Origin of the sequence: Streptomyces sp. NPDC017890 (assembly GCF_044328675.1) — a bacterium.
GTDB lineage: Bacteria > Actinomycetota > Actinomycetes > Streptomycetales > Streptomycetaceae > Streptomyces.
In genome coordinates, this window is sequence record NZ_JBIRHU010000007.1 from 252,705 (window position 1) to 275,888 (window position 23,184).

Consider the following 23,184-nt stretch of genomic DNA (forward strand, 5'->3'; position numbering starts at 1 on the left):
TGAATGGTCGGAGGTCTCGCCAGATCCCCACCGGGAACAGTCGGCGCTCGACATAGTTCTCACCGGCGTTCGATCCGTCGAACCGCAGGTCAAGGGAGTGGCCTCTCGCTCACGGGCGGACGGGGAAGCGAAGGGCCGTCAAAAGGCCGGACCAGGTGGTCGGGTCACAGGCGCCGCCGTCAGGCCCGGCGGTGCGTCCACTGCGGCTCGGTGAGGGCCCAGTCGCGGTCCCACTCGGCCATCCGGCGCCGAAGCGCCACCTTGCGTACGCCGCAGTGTGCGAGGAGTACCGTGAGCGCCGCCCCGATCGTGGTGCACGCGCCGACGGCGACGCTGCGCTGCCGGACCGCCGAATCGTCCGCCGGCGGCGGCACGCTCCGGCCGCGCGTGTCCAGCCACACGTCGACCGTGTCACCGTGCCGGGTACCGGCCGGGACACGGGCCGTGATGCTCCGCTCACCGCCGTCCGGCGTGCTCCAGCGGACCGTCGCGCGGTACGAGTGCTGCCCGCCCGCCTGCACCGACGGCAGGGTGTCGGGAGTTCTGCCGGTCACCGCGGCGCGGACGCGATGCCGCTCCGCCCGCTGCTCGGCCGCGACCGCCTGTGCCTGGCCGTGGCCCCACCAGGCGGCGGCGGCCCCGAGCAGCGGCGCCCCCACGAACAGCAGCACGGCGACGGCCGGCGCGGTCCACGCCTCGACGACGTCCGACCGGCGCCGCAGCGGATTGCGCCGCAGGCGTCGGCCACGCACCCGGGTTCGCATGTCGACCTCCTCGCGGTCATCGCGACCGGAGGGCCGGACGGACGGCCGTACGGGAGCGGGGCCGCCGTGTCTCCGTGTCGCGCCACGCGTGCGAGTGCCCGCACAGTTCCGGTACCCCGTGCGGTGGCCCTCGCTCACCATGTCGCCCACCCCACGACGCCGGACGACTGTTCCGCGCCGCGGACAGGTGCCCGGCGACGCCCCCGGGAAACCCGGGCCGGGCGTGGCGTGCTCGCGACTGCGGGCGCGTCGTGGTCGGGCGCGGCCGGGCCGCGGGACGACACGGCCCCGCCGCGCCCCGGGGGCGCTCTCCACCGGCCCGCTTCGAGGCGCGGGTCAGCCGAAGCGCTCGATACGGATCAGGTGCACCGGCTGGCCGGCCGCCACCAGCAGCCGCGAGGCGTGCTCCGCGAAGGAGTTGGAGCCGCACACGTAGGCCTCCCAGCCGCCGGCGGGCGGCTCGGACAGGAGCGGTGCCAGGTGTGCGGCCGTCATCCGGCCGACGGGCGTCCCGGCCGGCGCGCCGCGGGTGAACACGGGCGTCGTCTCCGCGCCGAACTCGCGGGCGTAGATCAGCTCCTCGGGGCTGCGCGCCGACACCAGCAGGCGCAGCGGCACCGTCAGTTCCCGCGCCCGGTGGTGCCGCACCATGGACATCAGCGGGACGACACCGGAGCCGGCGCCCAGCAGCAGGGCGGGCCGGTCGCCGGGCCAGGCGAAGAAGCCGCTCAGCGGGCCGCGTACCTCGACCCGGTCACCGGGCCGGGCCACCGTGTGGAACCACCCCGACACCTCCCCGTCCGCGACGTGGTCCAAGGTCAGCTCGATGTGCCCGGAGTCGTCCGGCGCGGACGCCAGTGAGTAGTGGCGCTGGGCCGTGTACCCGTCCTCGGCGGACAGCCGCAGCATCAGGTGCTGGCCGGGCAGGTGGCCCGCCCACCCGGGCACCGCGAACCGGAAGGTGGACGCCCGGGGCGTCTCGCGGCGGATCTCGGTGAGTGTGGCCGTCTGCCAGGTCCCGGCCACCCGGCCGTTCACCTCGATGCGCCCGGGCACGGCGAACCGCGTCGGGGGAGTGAAGGGCCCTGCCGTCTGTGTCGCTGTCTCAGTCACCGGAGTACCGCTGCTCCTGCCAGGGGTTGCCGCGCGCGTGGTAGCCGTTCTGCTCCCAGAAGCCCGGCTCGTCGTGGTCGAGGAGCTCCAGGCCGGCGATCCACTTCACGCTCTTCCAGAAGTAGAGGTGCGGCACCACCAGGCGTGCCGGACCTCCGTGCTCGGCGGCGAGCGGCTGCCCGTCGTACTCCCACACGATCCAGGCGCGCCCGCCGGTCAGGTCCGCGAGCGGCAGGTTGGCGGTGTAGCCGGTGTGCGCGTAGGCGACGGCGTGGGTGGCGGACGGCAGTGGCCGCGCCGCGTCCAGGAAGGCGTCCAGGGACACGCCCCCGAACCGCACGCCGAACTTCGACCAGCCGGTCACGCAGTGGATGTCGCCCGCGTACGCCGACGCCGGCAGGCGGTGGGCCCCGGCCCAGTCCCAGGAGCGGGGCTCGGTCACCAGCCCGCCCACGCGGAAGGTCCAGTCGGCGGGTGACAGGTCGGGCGTGACCTCGGCGGACAGCACGGGCCAGTCGTCGCCGGCGTCGTACTGGCCGGGCGGCAGCCCCGGGCGGTCGGCGCGCGGACGCCCGGTGAAGCCTCGGGTGATGTTCATGCGGTGGGGCCTTTCGGGCCGCCGCGAGGAGAGCCCGCGGCCGGCGTGATCAGTGCGTACCCGGTCAACCGTACGTGCCCCGGGCGCGGTCCTCAGCCCCGGACCTCGTCGGGGGCGGCTTCCTGCCACGCGTTGTACCGCTCCAGATACGCGGCGAAGCGGATCAGGTCCTCCTCGGGCCAGTCGGCGAGCCGCTCCCGGAAGGCCGTCCGGCGGCTCTCGGTGACCTGGGCCAGGATGTGCCGCCCGGCCTCCGTGAGGTGCAGCACCTGGACGCGGTGGTCGTCGGGGGCGACGCGCCGCTCGACGAGGCCGGTGCGCTCCAGGGCGGAAACCTGGCGGCTGACGGTGGACTTGTCCAGGGCGTAGTGGGCGGCAAGGTCGGTGGCCCGGCAGCCGCCCCGCTCCTCCAGATGACCGAGCAGCGTGTACGACACCAGGGAAAGCTCAGGGTGCATACGGCCCGCCGAGGCGCGGGCGCGGCGGGCGAAGGCCGTCATCTCCCGCTGAATGGTCTCCACGGCCGCGTTCGCCGGGCGGTCGCCGGGGGTGACAGTCGTCTCATCGGGCGTCTCGGCTGCCGTCACGGGTCCTCCTCCACATAGCTAGTTGTATAGTACAACTTGATGAGAGAGTTGTATAAGCCAACTATCGGCCGGGTGTCGGCCGGCTGTCTGGCCCTTCCTTCCACGCCCGCTGAACCACTCATTGGAGGATGTGAGCGATGAGGTCGCCCGCCCTGCGCCACGTGCTCACGCACCTGATCACCCCGCTGCTGATGTGCGTCGGCATGGGACTCGCGTACATGGGGGCCTTCGTCACCCCCGAGCCGAACCATCTGCCGGTCGCCGTCGTCGGCTCCGGGCCCGAGGTGAAGGTGCTCGCCCAGTCGGTCAAGGACAAGGCCGGTGACGATCTGGACGTAACGACCGTCGCCACCCGCGCCGACGCCGTCGACCTGCTGAAGGCCCGTGACATCACCGGCGCCTACGTGCCGGACGGCCGGGCGCCCGAGGTCGTGGTGGCCACCGCCGCCTCCGACATGGGCGCGATGGCCGCGGAGAAGGTCTTCACCCCCCTCGCCGAGCAGCGGGGCGTCCCGCTGAAGGTGACCGACGTGGCCGCCCCGGCCGAAGACGACCCCACCGGCCAGGGCCTGTTCTTCCTGCTGATCGCGGTCAGCATCGGCTCCTACGCCTCCGTGGCCGCCCTCGGCGCCGCCGGTGCCGCTCTGCCGATGCGCGTCCGGGCCCTGCTCACCCTCGGCGTCTCCGTCGTCGTCAGCGGTGTCGGCGCCCTGCTCGCCGGGCCGGTGTTCCACCTCGCCCACCACGATCTCGCCGCTGTGTGGGGCATGGCCTGGCTCTACGCCGCGGGCATCCTGTTCGTCGGGGTCGGCCTGCACACCTTCCTCAAGCGCTGGACCACGCTCGCCATGATGGTGCTGTTCGTGATGCTCAACTTCACGAGCTCCGGCGGGTTGTTCCGGCCCGAGCTGCAGAACGGCTTCTTCGGCACCCTCCACGCCTTCTGGAACGGCGCCGGCTTCGTCGAAGGCGCCCGCAGCCTGCTGTACTTCGACGGCGACGGACTGGGCCGCAGCGTCTGGACGCTGGCCGCCTGGCTGCTGCTCGGCCTCCTGGTGACGGCCCTCGCCGCCCTCCGGGAACGGGGCACCGCGGCACCCGTGCCGGCCACCGTCCCGAAGCACGCGCGGCCGGACGAGCGGAAGGCAGCGTCCGCGGCCGAGGGGGAGGCCGCGGAGGAGGCCGAGGAGGCCGTCGGCGTGTGATCGTTGGGGTAGTGTGACCGTCGGCCGCGGACAGTCCCGGCCGCCTGACGCCCGGGAGGTGAGACCCATTACCGCTGTGTCGGCCCGGGTGCTCTCACCTCACGGCAGTGCGGCCCCCGCCAACGGGTGACCGTGAGAGCGCCCTTCGGTTCTCGAAAGGCTCTCGGCTTCCATGCCTTCACTGTTCTCCGCGTCTCCCTTTTCCGCCCCCTTCTCCGCCTCGTTCCCCTCCCGTGACTCCGTCGTGGCGGCGCTCCGCGCCGCGGGCTGCGTCTTCGCGGAGGACGAGGCGGAGTTGCTCCTCGCCGCGGCCCGCACCGCCGAGGAGCTGACCGCCCTGGTGGACCGCCGCGTCGCCGGCCTGCCCCTCGAACTCGTCCTCGGCTGGGCCGAGTTCCGCGGCCTGCGCATCGCCGTCGCCCCAGGTGTCTTCGTCCCCCGCCGCCGTACCGAGTTCCTGGTGACCGAGGCCCTCGCCCACGCGCCGGACGCGGCCGTCGTCGTGGACCTGTGCTGCGGCTCCGGCGCCGTCGCCGCCGCCCTGGCCGCCGGGCTCGACCGGCCCGAGGTGCACGCCGCCGACGTCGACCCGGCCGCGGTGCGCTGCGCCCGCGGCAACCTCGTGGCCGCCGGTGGCAGGGTGTACGCGGGTGACCTGTTCGCCGCGCTGCCCGACGCGGTGCGCGGCCGGGTGGACATACTCGCGGCCAACGTGCCCTACGTCCCCACCGGCGAGGTCGGCCTGCTGCCCGCCGAGGCCCGTGACCACGAGCCGCTGGTCGCCCTCGACGGCGGCACCGACGGCCTCGACGTGCTGCGCAGGGTCGCCGCCGAGGCGCCCCGCTGGCTCGCGCCCGGCGGCTGCCTCCTGGTCGAGACGAGCGAACGGCAGGCACCGGCGGCCGTCGACACCTTCGTCCGCGCCGGTCTGACGACCCGCCTCGCGGTCTGTGAGGAGCTGTACGCCCATGTGGTGATCGGCGTCGCGGAGTGACGGCGCGGTCCCCGTCAGGACCTTTCCGGCGGTGTGGCCCGGGCGATCAGCAGGGCCACGTCGTCGGAGTTGTCCGGCTCGTGCAGGGTGCGCAGGAGCAGGTCGCAGACCTCCTCCAGGGGGCGGTCCGGGCCCTCCAGCAGGGCGAGGAGCGCGTCCAGCCGCTCGTCGAGCGGGTGCCGGCGCGTCTCGACGAGACCGTCCGTGTAGAACACCAGCCGGTCGCCCGGGTCCAGGTCGACGGTGGTCGTGGCGAAGGCGACCCCGCCCACCCCGAGCGGCACCCCGGTGGGCAGGTCCAGCAGCTCCGGCGGGCGGCCGGCGCGCAGCCGGACCGGCGGCAGGTGCCCGGCGTTGGCGATCCGGCACTGCCGCCGGTGCGGGTCGTGGACGGCGTAGACGCAGGTGGCGATGGCCTGGTCCAGGCCGGCCGTGGTCCGGTCGAGGTGTTCGAGCAGGAACGCCGGATCGAGGTCGAGGGCGGCCAGGGTGTTCGTCGCGGTGCGCAGCCGCCCCATGGAGGCCGCCGCCGCGATGCCGCTGCCCATCACGTCGCCCACCACGAGCGCGGTCTTGCACCCCTCCAGCTCGATCACGTCGAACCAGTCGCCGCCGACCTCGCTGGTCGCCTCGGCGGGCTGGTAGCGGGAGGCGACCTCCAGCCCGCCCGTCACCGGCGGATGGCTCGGCAGCAGGCTGCGCTGGAGGGTGAGGGCGGCGCCGCGGGCGTTCTGGTACCAGCGTGCGTTGTCGATCTGCACCGCCGCGCGGACGGCCAGCTCCCGCGCCAGCAGCAGGTCGTCCTCGTCGAACGGCAGCGGGTTGCCGACCCGTTTGAGGTCCAGGGCGCCGAGCACCTCGCCCCGCGCGATCAGCGGCACGGCCAGATAGGAGTGCACACCCGCCCGGCGCAGCAACCCGGCCGCCTCCGGTGAACGGGCGATCCGCGGCAGGTCCTCCTCCGTCACCCGCGCGATCATCACCGGCCGGCCGGTGCGCACGCACTCGGTGACCAGCCGGTCCGGGCCGTACCGGGCGACCTCGCCGGGTGGATCGGCGGCCCGCAGCGCGCCGCGGGCGTCCTGCGCCTGGACGGCCAGCGCCCTGAGCAGCGCCGGCTCCGCGGGGCCCAGGGCGCTGCGCCGGCCCTTCACCACGGCCTCCAGGAGGTCCACCGCCGCGATGTCGGCGAGGTCGGGCACGGCCACGTCGGCCAGCTCGTGCGCGGTACGGTCCAGCTCCAGTGTGGTGCCGATCCGTGCGGAGGCGTCCGCCACAGCGGCCAGCCGGCGCCGGGCGGCCTCGGCCTCGACGCCCGCCCGGTACTGCGCGGTCACGTCCACGACCGAGACGGCGACGCCCAGCACGGCACCGACGGCGTCCTCCAGCCGGTACAGCGACAGCGACCAGGTGTGGTCCTCGTCCGGGTCGGCGGGGGTACGTCCGGTCGCGGACCGGTCGAGGAGCGGCCGCCCGGTCTCCAGCACCCGGCGCGCCGCCGCCTCCAGGGCGTCGGCGTCCACGTCCGGCAGTACCTCGCGGACCGTCCGGCCGAGGTGGTCCTCGGCGGGGACGCCGTTGATCCGTTCCAGGGACGGGTTGACCGAGACGTACCGCAGCTCGGTGTCCAGGACGGCCAGCCCGATCGGGGACTGCCGGATCACGCGCGTGGACAGCGCCACGTCGCGTTCCAGCCGGCGCACGGTCGACCGGTCGGCCGCGAGTCCCAGCGCGTAGACGTCCCCGCGGTCGTCCAGGAGGCGCATGTTGCGGAACTCCACCAGCCGGGTGCTGCCGTCCTTGCGGCGGATGGGGAACGCCCCGGCCCAGCTCCGGCCGGTCTTCATGACGTCGGCGAACAGCCTGACGACCAGGTCGAGATGCCGTTCGTGGACCATGATGCGGGCGGCGTACCGCCCCAGCGCCTCCGGCGCGCGGTACCCGAACAGTTCCTCGGCCTGCGGGCTCCACAGCACGATCCGGCCTTCGGCGTCCAGCACGACCGAGGCCACGTTCAGCACGTCGAGCAGCCCGCTGGGCCGCACCGGTCCGCGCGGCGACGCGTCGCCCGGGTCCGGGGGTGACGCGTCGCCCCCGGACCCGGCAGACCCGGCTGCACTCATCCCACGCCCCGCCTTCGCCGTTCCACGCGGCACGCCCTTTTGCTGCCGGCTCCCTTGTTCCACTGCGTTCCACGCGTTCCACCGCGTACAGGGCCGCTTCTCGGAGGCCTCTGACGTCTTCTTCCAGCATCACCCGGCACGGCGGTGACCGCCGCACGGAACACGGCCGAGGTTGGTCTGTACATGACCTGAACCGTCGGGCCAGACTGTGCGTCGAGTGCGTATCCCCACCTGTTCCCCACCTGGGAGCCCGCCCATGCCCCTGCGTGCCCGGCAACGTTGTCACGCCGTCCTGACCGGCCTCGCCGCCCTCGCCCTCGCCGTCGGCCTCGCCCCTCCGGCCGCCTCGGCGGCGCCGACCGCCGGCACCTGGACCGAGGTGGGCTCCGACCGCGCCGACCCGCTGACCGAGAGCCAGGGCCTGACCTCGGTCGAGGTCCCGGCCGGCAGCCCCAACCGGTACACGGGCATCGGCACCATCCCCCTGGGTCTCAGCGGTCGCGGCTGGAACCACGTCGGCGATCCCGACGCCTCCCACGACGGCCACTACGTCGAGCCGTACCAGCGGGACGACGGGAACACGAAGATGTTCCGCGTGCAGGCGCCGGACGGGCGCTGGTCGGAGTACGTGCACACGCTGAGCCCCGGCGAGGCGCTGAACAACTCCTGGTCCGCGATCTCCCCGGACGGCCAGTGGATGCTGGCGGGCGAGTGGGGCACCATGAACCGGCTGCTGGTCTTCCCCACACCCGGCGTCAACGCGAGCACCTCGCCCTCGGCGAACCTCCCGCAGGCGGCCACCGTCCGCCTGGACCACGCGGTGCGTGACGTCCAGGGCTGCGACTTCCTCGACGCGACCGCGCTGCTGTGCTCCTCGGACGATCCCGAAGGGACCCTCTTCGGCATCACCAAGCCGCTCCTGCGCATCGACCTGTCCGCGGCGCCGAACGGCACCGCGGACGTCACCGGCCACGTCACCGTCCTGCGGCAGCTGCCGCTGCGCAGCTCCTGTTCCGGCAGCTTCGAGGCGGAGGGCATCGACTACGACCGCCGGACCGGCACCCTGCGCGTGATCGTCGTGTCGCCGGGCTTCTGTGTGCTGACGGACAGCAAGACGTACCGCTTCACCCGGGGCTGACCCGCTCACGGCCACCGGCGCGGCCACGGCCGGACCGTGCCGGTAGTGCTCCGCCACGAGTGGTGCTTTTCTGGTGGTATGGGCCACGAGAGGAGCGATCACGATGGACGCTGAGCGACTGCATCCGGAGTCCGTCTCGGTCGAGCTGAGCGGGTGCAGCAAGGAGGACGCCCGGACCGTGTTCGACGCCTTGTGCACGTGTTTCTCGTCCGACCGGCGGTCGGACGAGGTTCCCCGGGACTACGACGATGTACGCCCCACCGTGTGGCTCGGCACCTTCGACGTGGCCGAGGCCCGGGGGGAGTGCGACCCCGCCCGGCTCGCGGCGTCCGTGGAGGCCGACGTGCAGGGCGGCTACTGGGCGATCGAGCGGTTCCGCACCACCCTGGACTCCCTGTTCACCGTGCACGACCTGAGCACGGCCTCCGGGGACCAGGAGCGGGAACTGCACGTACGGCTGGAGAGCCACTGACCGGGGCCCGCCGGTGCGGGGGTGTGGCGTGCGCCGCCTTCTTGTGCAACTAGTTGCACAAGAAGGCGGCCGTCCTCTACAACAGAGGCACCACACCGCGCACGGAGGGCCCGATGAGCCGCTACCCCCACCTGCTGAGCCCGCTCGACCTGGGCTTCACCACGCTCCCCAACCGGGTTCTGATGGGTTCCATGCACGTCGGCCTGGAAGAGGCCGAACGCGGCTTCGAACGCATGGCCGCCTTCTACGCCGCCCGAGCCCGCGGTGGCGTGGGCCTCATCGTCACCGGCGGCATCGCCCCCAACGACGAGGGCCGACCGTACGAGGGCGGCGCCAAGCTCACCACCGGGGCCGAGGCCGAACAGCACCGGACCGTCACCGACGCCGTGCACCGCGAGGGCGGCCGGATCGCCCTCCAGATCCTGCACTTCGGCCGCTACGCCTACCACGCCGACCTGGTCGCCCCGAGCCCCCTCCAGGCGCCGATCAGCCCCCACGTGCCCCGCGAGCTGACCGACGCCGACGTCGAGCGCACCATCGACGACTACGTCCGCACCGCCCGCCTCGCCCGGGAAGCCGGGTACGACGGCGTCGAGATCATGGGCTCCGAGGGCTACCTCATCAACGAGTTCATCGCCGCGCGCACCAACCACCGCACCGACCGCTGGGGCGGCTCCTACGAGAACCGCATGCGCCTGCCCGTCGAGATCGTCCGCCGGGTGCGCGAGGCCGTCGGCGAGGACTTCATCGTCGTCTACCGCCTGTCCATGCTCGACCTGGTGCCCGGCGGCTCCACGCTCGACGAGGTGATCACCCTCGCCAAGGCCGTCGAGGCCGCCGGAGCCACCATCATCAACACCGGCATCGGCTGGCACGAGGCCCGCATCCCCACCATCGCCACCTCCGTGCCGCGCGGCGCCTACACCTGGGTGACCAAGCGACTGATGGGCGAGGTGAAGGTCCCGCTCGTCACCACCAACCGCATCAACACTCCGGACACGGCCGAGCGGTTGCTCGCGGAGGGCACGGCCGACATGGTGTCCATGGCCCGGCCGATGCTCGCCGACCCCGAATTCGTCGCCAAGGCCGCGGCCGGCCGCCCCGAGGCGATCAACACCTGCATCGGCTGCAACCAGGCCTGCCTCGACCACACCTTCAGCGGCAAGATCACCTCCTGCCTGGTCAACCCGCGCGCCTGCCACGAGACCGAGCTGGTCCTCACCCCGACCCGGCGGCGCAAGCGCGTCGCGGTCGTCGGCGCCGGACCCGCCGGGCTGGCCTGCGCGGTCAGCGCGGCCGAACGCGGCCACGAGGTCACCCTGTACGACGCCGCGAGCGAGGTCGGCGGCCAGCTCAACGTCGCCCGCAAGGTCCCCGGCAAGCAGGAGTTCGACGAGACGCTGCGCTACTTCCGTACCCAATTGGCCGCGCACGGCGTCGACGTACGCCTGAACACCCGGGTCGGAGCCGACGACCTCGCCGGCCACGACGAGGTCGTCGTCGCCACCGGCGTCACCCCGCGCACCCCGGACATCCCCGGCGTCGACCACCCGAGCGTCGTCGGCTACCTCGACGTGCTCCGCGACGGCGCCCCCGTGGGCGACCGCGTCGCGATCCTCGGCGCGGGCGGCATCGGCTTCGACGTCGCCGAGTACCTCACCGACGGCGGCGACAAGGCGCACGAGAACCCAGAGGCGTACTTCCGCCTCTGGGGCGTCGACACGGACTACCGCGCCGCCGGCGGCCTCGCCGCGCCCGAGCGCCCCGCACCGCCGCGCACCGTGCACCTGCTCCAGCGCAAGACGTCGAAGGTCGGCGCCGGCCTCGGCAAGACCACCGGCTGGATCCACCGCACCGAGCTGAAGCACCGCGGCGTCACCATGGTCCCCGGCGTGAGCTACGACCGGATCGACGACGCCGGTCTCCACGTCACCGTCGGCGACGAGTCCACGGTCCTGGAGGTGGACACGGTCGTCCTGTGCACGGGCCAGGAACCCAGCCGCGGCCTGTACGACGACCTGGTCGCCGCCGGGCGCAGCGCGCACCTCATCGGCGGCGCCGACGTGGCCGCCGAGCTGGACGCCAAGCGCGCCATCAAGCAGGGCACCGAGCTGGCGGCGGCGCTGTAGCGGGCGCGTGGGCCGCAAGGCGCGGGGCGCCGGAAGGCGCGGGACCGTCCCTAGGATGAGCGCATGTCACTCCCGCACGCGATCCTCACCGCCCTGGTCGAAAAGCCGTCGTCGGGGCTGGAGCTGACCCGCCGCTTCGACAGGTCGATCGGCTACTTCTGGTCGGCGACGCACCAGCAGATCTATCGTGAGCTGGGAAAACTGGAGACGGACGGCCTGATCCGCGCACTTTCCGGACAGCAGCCGGCCCGCGGGCAGAAGAAGTCCTACGAGGTCCTGCCCGCGGGCCGCGCCGAACTGGCCCGCTGGGCCGCCGCGGCCCAGGACCCCAAGCCCCTGCGGGACACGATGCTGCTGCGGCTGCGGGCCGCCGCGGTGGTCGGCACCACCGGCATCGAGGCGGACCTGCGCCGCCATCTGGAGTTGCACGAACGCCAGTTGACCGAGTACGAGGAGATCGAGAAGCGGGATTTCCCGCCCGGGAAGGACAGTGCCGAGGACCGGCTGCGGCACCTGGTGCTGCGCGCCGGCATCGACCTGGAGACCTTCTGGACCCAGTGGCTCAGGCACGCCCTGGCGGAGTTCGCCGAACTGCCGGGGGACGAGCCGGCCTGACGGCGCCCGGGAGCGCGCCGGTTCAGAACCGGTACGGCTTCCGGCGGCGGCGCAGGAACCACGCCGCGGCGATGACGCCCGTGCCGGCCAGCGCGCCGCCCGCCACGAGGGTGGGCGTGCCGTAGTCCTCGACGGCTCCGCCGAGACCGCCCATGACGCCGCGCGGTGACGCGGAGGGAGAGGGGGAGGGGGAGCGGCTGGGCGAGGGGGAGGGCGCCGCGGAGACGATGACGGCCTGGGTGCCGGCGGTGCTGTTGTTGGAGCACATGACGACGACCGTGTACGTACCCGGGCTGATGCCGGACCAGCCGGCGGTCTGTCCTGAGCTCGTTCCGGAGAGCGCCACTTGGCGCCCCTCGGCGAAGTCCCCCTGGCTGCCGGTGATCAGCGAGGCGGTGCCCCAGCTGCCGCCCAGCTGAGCGCAGGCGGTGGTCGTGACCGACACGTTGGTCCCGGTGGTGCTCACGGAGATGCCCGGGCCCGCGGAAGCCGGCCCGGAAGCCAGGGCGACGGGCAGCACGGCAGCCGCTGCCACGGTCAGGCCGGAGCGGAGAAGTGGCGATGAGATGCGCATGTGGACTGCCCTCCGGCAGCACGGTCGGCGGTACATCCCTTGCGCCGCCGAGATCGGGAACGCCCGCGCTGCCTCACGGGCAGCCAACAGGGCGGCGGCCGTGCCCGCATGCCGAGCGCGACCGCCCAGGTGACACACCGGCCCGCCCGGCGCACCGCTGCCCGGGCGTCACCCGTCGCCGCCCGTGGTGACCTTCCGCTCGTCGGAGAAGCCGCCCCAGGTGCCGTCGGACAGCCGGGCCCGGACGCGCACCCGGTGCGTGACGCCGGCCCGGCTCCCCGCGTAGAAGCTGTACTCGGCCCTCTCGCGCGGCGCGTCGCCGCCGTAGACGAGGGAGGTCGCAGGTCGGCCGTCCAGGTGGATCTGGTACTCGGTGATTGCACCGTCCGTGCGCGGCGGGACCCAGGAGAGGTCGATGTAGTACGCCCCGTCCGCGTGGTGGGAGGCGGTGCGCAGGGCGGTGGGCGCGGTGGCGCGGCCGTCGTCGGTGCCCGGGGTGGTGAGCCGGACGGTGGCGCTCGCGGGGGAGACGTTGTCGGCGGCGTCCCGCGCCCGGATCGTGAACGAGTAGCGGGTGCCCGCGCGCAGCCCCGTGACGACGGCCGCCGTCTGCGCGCCGCCGACGCTGTGCACCTTGGTGTCTCCCTGGAGGATGTCGTACGACACCACACCGCGGTCGTCGGTCGCGGCGGACCAGGTGAGCTGCGCCGCCCGGCTGCCGGCCGCGCGTCCGTGGGCACTGCGCGGGCGCGTCGGGGCCGCGTCGTCGGCGACCGCCGTGGGGGTCGTCGCCCGCACCTCCCGGCTGCGGGGGCCGAGCCGCCCGGCCGCGTCGCGTGCCCGCACGGTGAAGGCGTAGCCCGTCGAGGGGCGCAGCCGGGTGACGTCCACCATGCGGTCGGACGCCGGCACCTTCTTCACCAACGTGCCGCCGCGATAGATCTCGTACGTCTCGACCCCGTCGACCGCGTTCCACATCACGTGCACGGTCGTGGCGCTGCCCGCCTGGGCGCTCACGCCCGTCGGCGCGCCGGGCATCCCACCCGTGTCGTCGCTGTCGTCGCCCGTGCCCCAGCCGCAGGACGTGACCAGGACAAGCGCTCCGCAGAACAGGGCGCAGCGGCGCAGGACGGAGGCGGGGGCGGGAACGGCGGGGGCGGGAACGTGTCGCACGGCGCTGCCTCCGGGGCGGCTCGGATGGGGCGGCAATGGTCCGGACCAATATGGTGCCGTGGCGCGATCACATCAAGAGGGCGGTCGTTGGCAGCCACCCGGGAGCCTTACGTACGCCGGCTCCCCGCGCGGCCGAATCCCCGCGGGCGTCGGGGACTTCGGGCCCATGGTGCGGACCGCTGTCGTCGCTGAGGCCGCGCCGGTGCGGGCGGCCGGGCGGGCCGGATCCGGCGCCCCGGTCGTGTGAGCGGATGCGCACCGCCCGCACCGCCCCGGTCACGTGAGCGGACACCCACCGCCCGCACCACGCCGGACGTGTGAGCGGACACCCACCGCCCGCACCACGCCGGACGTGTGAGCGGACACCCACCGCCCGCACCACGCCGGACGCCATCCGGGCGCGCGCCGTCTGGCCCACAGAAGGTGGCCGCGTGAGCGATTCGGGGACAGATAGCGCCGAGTGACCGTCCATGTCCCCCAGGAGAGGCCACAACGTGCGTGTCCAGTCGCTGACACTGGTCGCGGCCAGCGCCGCCCTGCTCGCCCCCACGACCTTCCCCGGCGCTTCGCCCCAGCCCCGCCCCGGTCCCCAGATCCAGCTCCGGTCCGGTCCTCAGCCCCAGGCCGACCCGGTCCGGGCGGGCAGGTCCGGTCACCGGATCGGACCGGTTCCGCGGTCCCGGCCCGGGCCCGTACCGCCGACCCGGACCGGGCCCGGCTCCGAGGCCGGCGCCCGGGGGGAGGACAGCGGGCGCGAGGGCCCCGTCCGCGCCGAAGACCTGCTGGACAAGGTGCGGGACTGTGATCCCGTATCGAACGGGCGCTACCGCACCGACGCCGGAGCGCCGGCGGACATCCCGGTCTGCGGTACGGAAGACGCCGTGTACTGGAAGGCCGACCTGGACGTCGACTGCGACGGCCGGCCCGGCGACCTCTGCAACAGCAGCACCGACCCGTACTTCACCCCCGCCACCGCCTACGCCCAGTCGGACGGCCGCCCGCTGGACGCCGAAAGCCTGCCCTACGTGGTCGTGCCCCAGCCCAGTGACATCTGGGACCACCGCGAGCACGACGTCCAGGGCGGATCGGTCGCGGCCGTCGTCCACGGGGACCGGGTGCGGTACGCGGTCGTCGGCGACATCGGCCCGCGCGACCTCATCGGTGAGGCCTCCTATGCCGCCGCGCAGTCGCTCGGCATCCCGGCCGACCCGCACGGAGGCGGTGCCGCGTCCGGCGTGACGTACATCGTCTTCAAGGACAGCGAGGTGGAGCCCATCGAGGACAAGGACGCCGCCGAGGAGACGGGGGAGCGGCTGGCGCGGGAGTTCGCGGGCGACTGAACCACTGACGCGCCGTGCGCGAAGAGCGCCTCGGGCGGCCGCCCCCGACCGAGGAGCGCACGGCCGGGATCCCGGCCGGTGGCCGAAAAGCGCGGGCCGGGCGGCCCGGCCGGCGGTCGACGCGCACCGGACGGGTCCGTGCCGGAGCGCCCCGCTCAGCCGGCCGCGACGGCCCGGGTCACCGTCCCCGGCGGGAGAGCCACGCGGCGGTCACCGCGCCGGAGACGTTGTGCCAGACGGAGAACACCGCGGCCGGCAGGGCCGCCAGCGGGCTGAAATGGGCGGTGGCCAGGGAGGCCGCGAGGCCGGAGTTCTGCATGCCGACCTCGAAGGCCATGGCACGGCTGGCCGGTTCGCCGAGCCGGCCGAGCCTGCCCGCGCCGTAACCGAGCGCCAGCCCCAGGCCGTTGTGCAGGACCACCGCGACGAACACCAGCCCCGCGGCCGACTTGATCGCGTCGGCACTGCCCGCCACGACCACCGCCACGATCACCGAGATCGTCAGCGCGGACAGCCAGGGCAGCGACGGCAGCGCCCGCTCCACGTACCGCCCGGCCAGCAGCCGTACGGCCAGGCCCGCGAGGACCGGCAGCAGCACCGTCTTGAGGATGTCGGTGACCATGGACCCGGCGTCCACCGGGAGGTACTCGCCGGCCAGCAGCAGCGTCAGCGGCGGGGTGACCAGCGGGGCGACGAGCGTCGAGACGGTCGCGACGGAGACCGACAGGGCGACGTCACCCCGCGCCAGGTACGTCACCACGTTGGAGGCCGTGCCGCTGGGCGCGCAGCCGACGAGGATCACGCCGGCGGCGAGCTGCGGCGGAAGGTCGAGCAGGTGGGCGACGGCCCAGCCGAGCCCCGGCATGATGACGTAGTGCGCGCCCAGGCCGAGGGCCACCGCCCAGGGCCGCTTGGCGACCCCGCGGAAGTCCTCCGGGGTCATGGTGATGCCCATGCAGAACATCACGACACCCAGCAGATACGGCACCGACTCGCTCCACCCGGTGAAACTCCCGGGGAGCAGCAGGCCGAGGGCGCCGGCCGCGAGGACGAGGATCGGGAAGACGGTGACGGCGCGCCGCGCGGAGCGGTCACCGGTGGCGTCGTTGCTGACGTGATCAGGTCGTTCGGTTCGCACCGTGTGAGGAAACGCCTGGTGGGCGGCGCGACGCAACGCCGTCTCGTAATGTGATCATCGGGACGGTTCGCGGCAGTGACCGCCGGCGTCGAGGAAGGTACCCGGCCCCGGCCGGCCGAGCGGGCGAGGATGTCCGGACAGGACGGCCGTCGACGCCGAGGACGGCACCCCGCCGCCGGCGGCCGTGCCACGGCCGCTGGGTGGCGTCAAGGGGCTCTGGCCTGTCACTCGCCCTCGGGCTGCTCACCCGCGTGCTCGTCGGCGCGCCCATCGTCTCCTCCTTCCACCGTCGGGCAGCACGGAGGAATTCACGGCTGCCGTTCACGAGACCCTCGCCACCGTGAAGGGGCTGCCCGCAGCGGAAGGTGCCGACCGTGCGCCGGAAACTCACGCGGGGGGCGGCAGGGTGCGGGAACACGCCGTACGCGCCCGTGTCGGACGACTCGGGTACGTCGCCGGCGTTGCGGGAGGGGACGGCCGGTGGCTCCGACCCACTCCGCAGATGAGGTAAGGTTGACCTGCGCGATCACACAAACGTGGGACGCGCGACGGGACGTGGCGCAGCTTGGTAGCGCACTTGACTGGGGGTCAAGGGGTCGCAGGTTCAAATCCTGTCGTCCCGACTCGTGAGAGTCGTAGGTCAGGGCCGGTTTCGGAGACATCCGAGGCCGGCCTTCGGTCATTTCCGGGGGCAAGCCGGGGACCGGGGCCGTTGACCGGTGTCAGCGCGTGACGACGGTCGGGCCAGGTGGTGCGTGCGGCGCGCGGACCCGGACTCGCGCGTCGGCGAACCAGGCCGGTCCGGTGTGCCAAGTGACGGCGGCGCAGGGGTTCGTGGCCGAATTCGGAGACACGGGGCCCCAGTGCGGGAGGCCGCCGCGTCGGTCCGGCCCGCCGTGGGGCCCGCGCCCGCCGACGCGGCCTGAACCTCCGGCCGCTTCTCGGACAACGCGTAAGGCGGCTCCGTGGGACGGAGCCGCCTTACGCGCGTACGCCGGTCGGCGCCCGCCGACCCCCGTGCGGCGGGCGCCGCGTGGCCGGAGACGTCACCCTCCCCCAAAGGTGGCGTCTCCGGCCGGATCCCCCGGCGCCGGACTGTGGCCGATCGTGGCCCGGTGCGTTCAGCGGGCGGTCACCAGCACATGACCGCCGTCTCGCCCGCCCCCCACGAGGAGTACAGACGCACCCGGACGACATAGCGGCGGCCCCTGACGAAACGGGCCTTGAGCGTGGCGTTGCGTGACGTTCCCCCGTCGTCCAGACCGGCGAGGTAGCGGGGTACGCCGTCCCGCTCCTCGAAGATCACGACGACGGCGTCGCTGTCACCGAAGGTGCCCACGGTGTACTCCCGGGTCTCCGGCGGATCCACGCGGAAGTCGGCCTGCTCGCCCGGCCCGAGCCCGAGCGGCACCGACCGGAACGGCACCAGCGGCCCCGGCCGGGTGGCGGGCGGGTACCAGCGCAGGGCGAACTCCTTGTCGGCGGCGGAGAGGGTGCCGGGCGGATGCAGGCCGGAGCGGTAGTGCTCGGGCTCCAGTATCAGCCCCGACGGGAAGGGATACTCCATGATTGACTGCGGGTCCCAGACCGGGCCGTTGACCTCGTCGGTATCGAGTTTGCGCAGGATGTTGTGGAAGGTCCGCTCCCGGCTCCAGTGGTTCGGCGGGCCCGCCAGTTCGGCGTAGACGGCCTCGTCGTCCCAGAGGATGCCGGCGAACGGGCTCTGGTGCTCGTGCAGCATGCCGAGCGCGTGCCCGATCTGGTGCAGGGCCGTCGCGCGCTCCCCGGGGGCGGTCAGGTCCCAGCCGAAGTTCATCGTACGGTCGTTCAGACCGACGCGGAGCGCGTCCTTGCCCACCGTCGACCAGGACCCGTCGCCGGGCTGGAAGCCGATGCGCAGCTCGGCCTCCGAGCGGTCGCCGACCTCGGTGAGGACGAGTCCGATGCCGAGGTCCTGCCACTCCCCGAAGCAGTCGCGCACCACGTCCCGCTGCTCGTCGGTCCCCACCCACGACACCCGCCGCGGTCGGCCGGTGCCCGGCATGGGAACGACCGAGGTGTCGGTGTCGCCGCCGAGGAAGCAGTAGTGCAGGACGGTGCCGTTGACCCACATCCGCTGCCCGCCGACGAGCGCGGCGAGGCGCTCGGCGGCCAGCCCCGGCGTGAACGCGGGGTCAGGCTGCTGCGCGAGCGAGCAGTAGCGTGCGGTCATGGCCCCAGACTGCCGTCCGGCCCGGTCCCGGCGCCTGAGTCGGGGGCTACTCAAGTCGCCCTGTATCAGGGATGAGTATGCCGACTCATGTTGCCGTGACGACTTCTCTGCGGGACGCGAAGACACTTCGGACTCCCTGGCCGTTCACCGGGCGTGCGGACGAACTGGAGGCGGTGCGCCGGTCGGTGACAGCCGGACGGAACGGCATCGTGGTGACGGGCCCGGCGGGCTGTGGCAAGACCAGGCTCGTGACGGAGGCCGTCCGCGGCACCGACTGCGCCAGGGCGGCCGGGACACCCGAGACCCGGACGATCCCCTTCGCGGCCTTCGCCCACCTGCTCCCCGAGAGCGTCACCCTGCACCGCGCGGTACACCTGCTGTCCGGTGTGCGGCTGCTGCTGATCGACGACGCGCACCTGCTCGACGACGCCTCCGCCGCCCTCGTGCACCAGCTCGCCGTGCACGGACGCACCCGGCTGCTGGTCGCCGCCACGGAGGGCGTACCCGTGCCGGGCGCGGTGTCCCGGCTGTGGTCCGGGGAGTTGCTGCCGCGCCTCGTCCTGGAGCCGCTGCCCCGCGAGGAGACCGCCGAACTGCTCGCGGCCGGCACGGCCACCGCCCTGGAGCCGCTCACCGTCGACCGGCTGCACCGCCTGGCCCGGGGGGACCTGCGGCTGCTGCGCGAGCTGGTGACCGCCGTCGGCGAGCAGCGGCTGCTCTCACCGGTGCCGGACACGCACCAGTGGGCGTGGCGCGGGCCGGTGCCCGTCACCGCGACCGTGCGGGAGCGCACCGCCCACGTTCTCGACCGCCCCCGCGTCGAGGAGCGCGAGACGCTCGAACGCCTCGCCTTCGCCGAGCCCCTTCCCCTCGACGTGGACGCCTTCGACGTAGGGACCCTGGAACGCCTGGAGGCCGAGGGCCTGGTCGCCGTCGACGACCACGGCGCCACCCGTCTCGCCCACCCCCTGCACGGCCCGGTGCTGCGCGCCGCCGCGGGCCGGCTGCGGGCCCGGCGGCTGGCCCGCACCCCGGACCAGTGCGGCCCCGCCCTGGCGGGGGAGAGCGACGCGCTGACGTTGCGCGTCGAGCAGGCCGACGTACGGGCGCTGGAGACGCCCGTGGGGGAGTGGCTGGTGGCCGAGGGAGCGCCGCTGCCGGCCCGGTACGCGGCGCTGCGTGCCCGGTTCGCGCGCCTGCGCGGCCGACTGTCGGAGGCCGCGGCCTGGGCCCGCGAAGGCCTGCGCACCAGCCCCGACGACATGCCCTGCCTCGAGGAACTCGCCCTGGCCGCAGCCCAGTCGGGCGACGCGACGGCGGAGAGCCACGGGGCGGCCGCGGCCTGGGCCGCCGCCGCACGCGGCGACATCGACGGGGCGCTCCGGGCGGTCGCTCGGCTCGGGGACCCTTACGACGCCGTGCGCCTCGGTGCCCCCGAGTGCGCGGCCGGCCGGCTGACCGGCGTCTTCGCCGGGCACGCCGACGCCCTGGAGGGGGGCGACGGACCGGCACTGGACCGGGTGGCCGAGGAACTGGAGCGGCGGGGGTTCCTGCTGTTCGCGGCCGAGGCGCACGCCCAGGCCGTACGCGCCCACCGCGACCCGGGCGCCGCCCGCACCGCCCGCACCCGGGCCGTCGCCCTCGCCCGGCGCTGCCAGGGCGCCCGCACCCCCGCCCTGTCCGGTCTGGTGTTCGGCGAGCTCACCGCCCGCCAGCGGCAGATCGTCACCCTGGCCGCCGCCGGCCTGAGCAACCGGCAGATCGCGGAGAGACTCACCCTCTCCGTCCGCACCGTCGGCAACCACCTCTACGGCGCCTACACCCGCCTCGGCGCCGGCGACCGGGGCGCTCTGCCCTGCCTGATGGAGCTGCCCGAGCCGCAGCCCGCCTGACGGCGCGGCGGACGTGCCCTCAGGCCGCCCCGAACGCGGAGAACGCCCACCCCGTCGCCTGGTGCACCGCGTCGCCCGGCAGCGAGGCCCGCGCGTCGCGCAGCGCCTCCGCCAGGGACAGCCCCGCGTCCAGGCCCTTGTGCAGCGCGAGCATCAGCGGGACCACGGCGGCGTCGTTGACCGGCGCGCTGCACGCCACCACCCCGGCCGTGCCCAGCGGCAGCAGTGCGGTGACCAGCCCGAGCAGCTCGTCAGCGCCGACCGACGCGAACCGGGCGGTGTCGCAGCAGGAGAGGATGATCCGGTACGGGCTGCGGTCCAGGCGTTCGAAGTCGTGCACGATGAGCGGCCCGTCCGCCATCCGCAGCGAGGAGAACAAGGGGCTGTCCGCACGGAAGGTACCGTGCGCGGCGATGTGCGCCAGTGCCGCTCCGTCCAATTCCCGCAACACCCGCGGCACCCGCACGGCGTCCCCCTCCAGCACGGTGGGCCCCGCACGCCGGCCACCGGACGGCGGCTCGGCCCCGGGCCCGTACGAGGGATCGTCCTGCTCGTACGTCCCCCGCGCGCCGCCGGTTTCCGAGTGGACGGCACCAGCGTCCCGGCCGGCGGGCCAGGGCGCTCGTGCCGCGCCGTCCGGGGCGCCCGGTGAGTCCGGGTCGTCGCACGGAACGACCGCGGCGGTCCGCGGTGCGTGCGTCGCGCCGTCCCCCGCCCCGGTCCGTACGCCGGAGCGGCCGGTGACCGGCGACGCGTGTGTCCCGTGTCCCACCGGCACGTCCGGCGCGCCTGGCCGGCCGGTCGGCCGGGGTGCCCGCGCGGGTCCGCCGTCCGCCCCGGCCGGTTTCCCGCGCCCGCCCCCGGGTGACGACACCCACGCCTCCTGGCTCCCCGGCGTCCGCGGCGCCGCCCCGTACCGGTCGGCGAGTTCCGGCACCTCGGCGCCGCCGCTCGCCAGCCCCGGGCCGCGTACCAGGACCTGGCGCCCGCCGGGCGGCGGTACGGTCTCCTTCGCCCGGAGCCAGCTGCTCGCCGACGGCGAGACGCTCAGGACCCGTTCGCGCAGGGCGGGCAGCAGCGCCCACGGCACCCGGTGCAGCCGGCCCGGCGGGACCACGACGACCGGGCCGGAGCCCAGGTGCGCCGCGGCGGGCCCGAGCAGGAGCTCCTGGAGGCGCGCCCCCGCCGCCTCCACCAACGGCAGCCGTGCCTCCGCCCCCGGGTGGGCCAGCCGGCGCAACCCGGCCTGCACGTGCTCGGCCTCCCGCTCGGCCTCGGCCAGCAGCCCCGCCTCGAACCGCCGCACCCGGCCCCGCCCGCACAGCAGTACGTGCACGCGCCCGTCGAGCACGGCCAGCTCCACCAGCCGCACCTCGTCACCCAACCGCTCCAGCAGCCGTCCGACGTCGAAGCGGTCACCGTCGCCGGGCGCCTCGCCCCGCATGTGCAGGGTGCGGGAGCGGATCTCGCGCTCCAGGCGCCGCTGTTCGCGCTCCAGGGCGGGGACGGGCCGGCCGCCGTCCGTCCGGGCCTCCTCCGCGCGGGCGGCGATCTCACGGAACGCCGTCATGCCGCTCAGCAGCGCGGGGTCGGCCGGCGGCCGGGTGGGCGGCGCGGACAGCACCGTCGCCCGCCAGCGTTCGCTCCACACCAGCAGCCGTCGCGGCCCGCCCGAGACCAGGCTCGCCCGCTGCGCCAGCGCCGCCAGCTCCGCGCCCTGTGCGGTGGCCCGCGCCCGCAGCTCGGAGGCGCCCAGCGTCATCCGGTGGTCGTCGAGGACGTCCAGGCCCCGCCGGCACGCCTCCAGCACGCCCCGTGCCGACCCCGCTGCCCGCGCCCGCAGTGCCTGCGCCGCCCACCCCGTCATCCGCGCGAGCGGAGGCCCGCTGTGCCGGCTGCGCGCGGCGACCGCCAGATGCCGTTCCGCGTCCGCCGTCCAGCCGAGACCCAGTGCGATCCGGCCCGCGAGCAGCGACGCCTCCGGAGCGGCAGGCGCCCCGAAGGCGGCCAGCCGCTCCGCCACCGCCGCGGCGTCGGCGACCAGGCGGCCCGATCCGCGCCCCGTGGCGACCCGCGCCTCGATCAGCACCAGCCGGGCGTGTGTCTCGTACCAGGTGCGCCGCTGCCCGGCGAACAGCCGTACGGCGACGGCCGCGCGCGCCAGCGCGGTCTGCGGATCGCCCGCCAGCCGCGCTGCCCGCGCCGCGACCAGCAGCAGCTCCGCCTTGCGGGTGGACTGCCCGCCGATCCCGTCCAGCGCGGCGATCGCCCCGTCCGCCTCGGTCAGCGCCTCCGGGGCCAGCCCCGCCGCCATCAGCACCTCGCAGCGCCGGATGGTGAGCATGAACGTCGGCGTGCCCAGCTTGGCGTACCGCTCCTCGGCCTCGTCCAGCAGCCGCAGCGCCGCCGGCACGTCACCGGAGCGGAACGCCGCGAGCCCCCGGCTCTCCACCGCGTCGGCCTTGTCGTGCTCCTGGCCGGTGGTGTCCCACAACGCCTCCGCCGCGGCGAAGTCGGCGTCCGCCCGCTCCACCGCGCCCAGCGCCAGATGGACGGTGGCCCGCAGGGTCAGCGCCCGCGCCGTCCAGATCACGTCGTCCACCTGCCGCAGCACCTGGATCGCCCGGCGCACGTCCTCCAGCGCCTCGCTGTGCCGGCCCAGCACCCACCAGACGTACGCCCGCCGGTACAGCACCCGCGCCCGAGTGTGCCCGGTGCCGCGCGCCACCCCCTGCTCGAACGCCGCGAGGCCCTCCCGGGTGCGGCCGGAGTGCACCAGAGCCACCCCGAGGGTGGCCAGTACGTCCGCCTCCCGGTCGGCCGAGTCCGCGCGGGCCGCGAGATCGCGGGCGCTCCGCAGATGGGCCAGGGCCCGCCGGGTGTCGCCGAAGTCCCGCTGCCAGATGCCGATCACCTGATGGGCGATCGAGGCGTGCAGCGGTGAGGGGTCGGCCCCGAGCAGCTCCTCCGCCCGCGCCAGAGCTTCGTTGGGGGCGGCGAACACCATCGGCAGCAGTTGGAGAACCGAGTCGTTTCCCGCTGTCACCCCACGGATGGTAGTGCTCCGGAACCACGCCACACAGGTTCGAGTCTGTATCAATCAGCCACCCCCGGACT

Annotated in this window: 18 protein-coding genes and 1 tRNA gene; 9 read left to right on the plus strand and 10 right to left on the minus strand. The window is 74.5% G+C overall.

Annotation, left to right across the window (positions count from 1 at the left end; all coding sequences use genetic code 11):
- Positions 1-179: 179 nt before the first annotated feature.
- The 4 genes from ACH4F2_RS11915 to ACH4F2_RS11930 form a co-directional block, all read right to left on the minus strand.
- Positions 180-764 (minus strand): hypothetical protein, encoded by a 585-nt coding sequence (locus ACH4F2_RS11915; protein ID WP_398132569.1) that lies wholly within the window; start codon positions 762-764, stop codon positions 180-182.
- 336 nt (positions 765-1,100) lie between these two features.
- Positions 1,101-1,877, minus strand: coding sequence for a ferredoxin reductase (locus tag ACH4F2_RS11920; protein WP_398132570.1), 777 nt, complete (start codon positions 1,875-1,877; stop codon positions 1,101-1,103).
- Complete coding sequence (locus ACH4F2_RS11925; protein WP_398132571.1) at positions 1,870-2,475, minus strand: sulfite oxidase-like oxidoreductase; 606 nt, start codon at positions 2,473-2,475, stop codon at positions 1,870-1,872. Before ACH4F2_RS11925 ends, ACH4F2_RS11920 begins: the two co-directional genes overlap by 8 nt.
- Before the next feature lie 92 nt (positions 2,476-2,567).
- Positions 2,568-3,062 carry a MarR family winged helix-turn-helix transcriptional regulator gene (locus ACH4F2_RS11930; RefSeq protein WP_398132572.1) on the minus strand — a complete coding sequence of 165 codons (495 nt, stop codon included), beginning with the start codon at positions 3,060-3,062 and terminating at the stop codon, positions 2,568-2,570.
- Positions 3,063-3,199: 137 nt separating this feature from the next.
- Here ACH4F2_RS11930 and ACH4F2_RS11935 point away from each other — a divergent pair, with 137 nt between their 5' ends.
- Both ACH4F2_RS11935 and ACH4F2_RS11940 read left to right on the plus strand, forming a co-directional pair.
- Complete coding sequence (locus ACH4F2_RS11935) at positions 3,200-4,267, plus strand: hypothetical protein (protein ID WP_398132573.1); 1,068 nt, start codon at positions 3,200-3,202, stop codon at positions 4,265-4,267.
- Between the two features lie 172 nt (positions 4,268-4,439).
- The gene (locus ACH4F2_RS11940) at positions 4,440-5,261 is read left to right on the plus strand and encodes a putative protein N(5)-glutamine methyltransferase (RefSeq protein WP_398132574.1); all 822 of its coding nucleotides are present in this window, start codon (positions 4,440-4,442) and stop codon (positions 5,259-5,261) included.
- 14 nt (positions 5,262-5,275) lie between these two features.
- Here ACH4F2_RS11940 and ACH4F2_RS11945 read toward each other — a convergent pair whose 3' ends face one another.
- Positions 5,276-7,384, minus strand: a complete 2,109-nt coding sequence (locus ACH4F2_RS11945) for a SpoIIE family protein phosphatase (RefSeq protein WP_398132575.1) — start codon at positions 7,382-7,384, stop codon at positions 5,276-5,278.
- A gap of 256 nt (positions 7,385-7,640) precedes the next feature.
- Between ACH4F2_RS11945 and ACH4F2_RS11950 the strand changes: the two genes are divergently transcribed.
- The 4 genes from ACH4F2_RS11950 (at position 7,641) to ACH4F2_RS11965 (ending at position 11,738) form a co-directional block, all read left to right on the plus strand.
- Positions 7,641-8,522 (plus strand): hypothetical protein, encoded by an 882-nt coding sequence (locus ACH4F2_RS11950; protein WP_398132576.1) that lies wholly within the window; start codon positions 7,641-7,643, stop codon positions 8,520-8,522.
- A 103-nt stretch (positions 8,523-8,625) separates the two neighbouring features.
- Positions 8,626-8,994, plus strand: coding sequence for a hypothetical protein (locus ACH4F2_RS11955; RefSeq protein WP_398132577.1), 369 nt, complete (start codon positions 8,626-8,628; stop codon positions 8,992-8,994).
- A 113-nt stretch (positions 8,995-9,107) separates the two neighbouring features.
- Positions 9,108-11,123, plus strand: coding sequence for an FAD-dependent oxidoreductase (locus tag ACH4F2_RS11960; RefSeq protein WP_398132578.1), 2,016 nt, complete (start codon positions 9,108-9,110; stop codon positions 11,121-11,123).
- A 63-nt stretch (positions 11,124-11,186) separates the two neighbouring features.
- Positions 11,187-11,738 (plus strand): PadR family transcriptional regulator, encoded by a 552-nt coding sequence (locus ACH4F2_RS11965; RefSeq protein WP_398132579.1) that lies wholly within the window; start codon positions 11,187-11,189, stop codon positions 11,736-11,738.
- Between the two features lie 22 nt (positions 11,739-11,760).
- Here the strand turns inward: ACH4F2_RS11965 and ACH4F2_RS11970 are convergent, their stop codons facing one another.
- Complete coding sequence (locus ACH4F2_RS11970; RefSeq protein WP_398132580.1) at positions 11,761-12,312, minus strand: hypothetical protein; 552 nt, start codon at positions 12,310-12,312, stop codon at positions 11,761-11,763.
- A gap of 168 nt (positions 12,313-12,480) precedes the next feature.
- A complete protein-coding gene (locus ACH4F2_RS11975; protein ID WP_398132581.1) occupies positions 12,481-13,485 on the minus strand; it encodes a fibronectin type III domain-containing protein in 1,005 nt (334 codons plus the stop codon).
- A gap of 494 nt (positions 13,486-13,979) precedes the next feature.
- Between ACH4F2_RS11975 and ACH4F2_RS11980 the strand changes: the two genes are divergently transcribed.
- Complete coding sequence (locus tag ACH4F2_RS11980; RefSeq protein ID WP_398132582.1) at positions 13,980-14,825, plus strand: glycoside hydrolase family 75 protein; 846 nt, start codon at positions 13,980-13,982, stop codon at positions 14,823-14,825.
- A gap of 178 nt (positions 14,826-15,003) precedes the next feature.
- Here ACH4F2_RS11980 and ACH4F2_RS11985 read toward each other — a convergent pair whose 3' ends face one another.
- Complete coding sequence (locus ACH4F2_RS11985) at positions 15,004-15,963, minus strand: bile acid:sodium symporter family protein (RefSeq protein WP_398132583.1); 960 nt, start codon at positions 15,961-15,963, stop codon at positions 15,004-15,006.
- A 549-nt stretch (positions 15,964-16,512) separates the two neighbouring features.
- Between ACH4F2_RS11985 and ACH4F2_RS11990 the strand changes: the two genes are divergently transcribed.
- Positions 16,513-16,586: transfer RNA gene (locus ACH4F2_RS11990), tRNA-Pro, on the plus strand.
- A 509-nt stretch (positions 16,587-17,095) separates the two neighbouring features.
- Here ACH4F2_RS11990 and ACH4F2_RS11995 read toward each other — a convergent pair.
- Positions 17,096-18,175: a hypothetical protein gene (locus tag ACH4F2_RS11995; protein ID WP_398132584.1), complete on the minus strand. Its 1,080-nt coding sequence runs from the start codon at positions 18,173-18,175 to the stop codon at positions 17,096-17,098.
- Between the two features lie 71 nt (positions 18,176-18,246).
- On the opposite strand from ACH4F2_RS11995, the gene ACH4F2_RS12000 reads away from it, so the two are divergent.
- Positions 18,247-20,067, plus strand: coding sequence for a LuxR C-terminal-related transcriptional regulator (locus ACH4F2_RS12000; RefSeq protein WP_398132585.1), 1,821 nt, complete (start codon positions 18,247-18,249; stop codon positions 20,065-20,067).
- A 19-nt stretch (positions 20,068-20,086) separates the two neighbouring features.
- Here ACH4F2_RS12000 and ACH4F2_RS12005 read toward each other — a convergent pair whose 3' ends face one another.
- Positions 20,087-23,074 carry a CHAT domain-containing protein gene (locus ACH4F2_RS12005; RefSeq protein WP_398132603.1) on the minus strand — a complete coding sequence of 996 codons (2,988 nt, stop codon included), beginning with the start codon at positions 23,072-23,074 and terminating at the stop codon, positions 20,087-20,089.
- Positions 23,075-23,184: the final 110 nt, after the last annotated feature.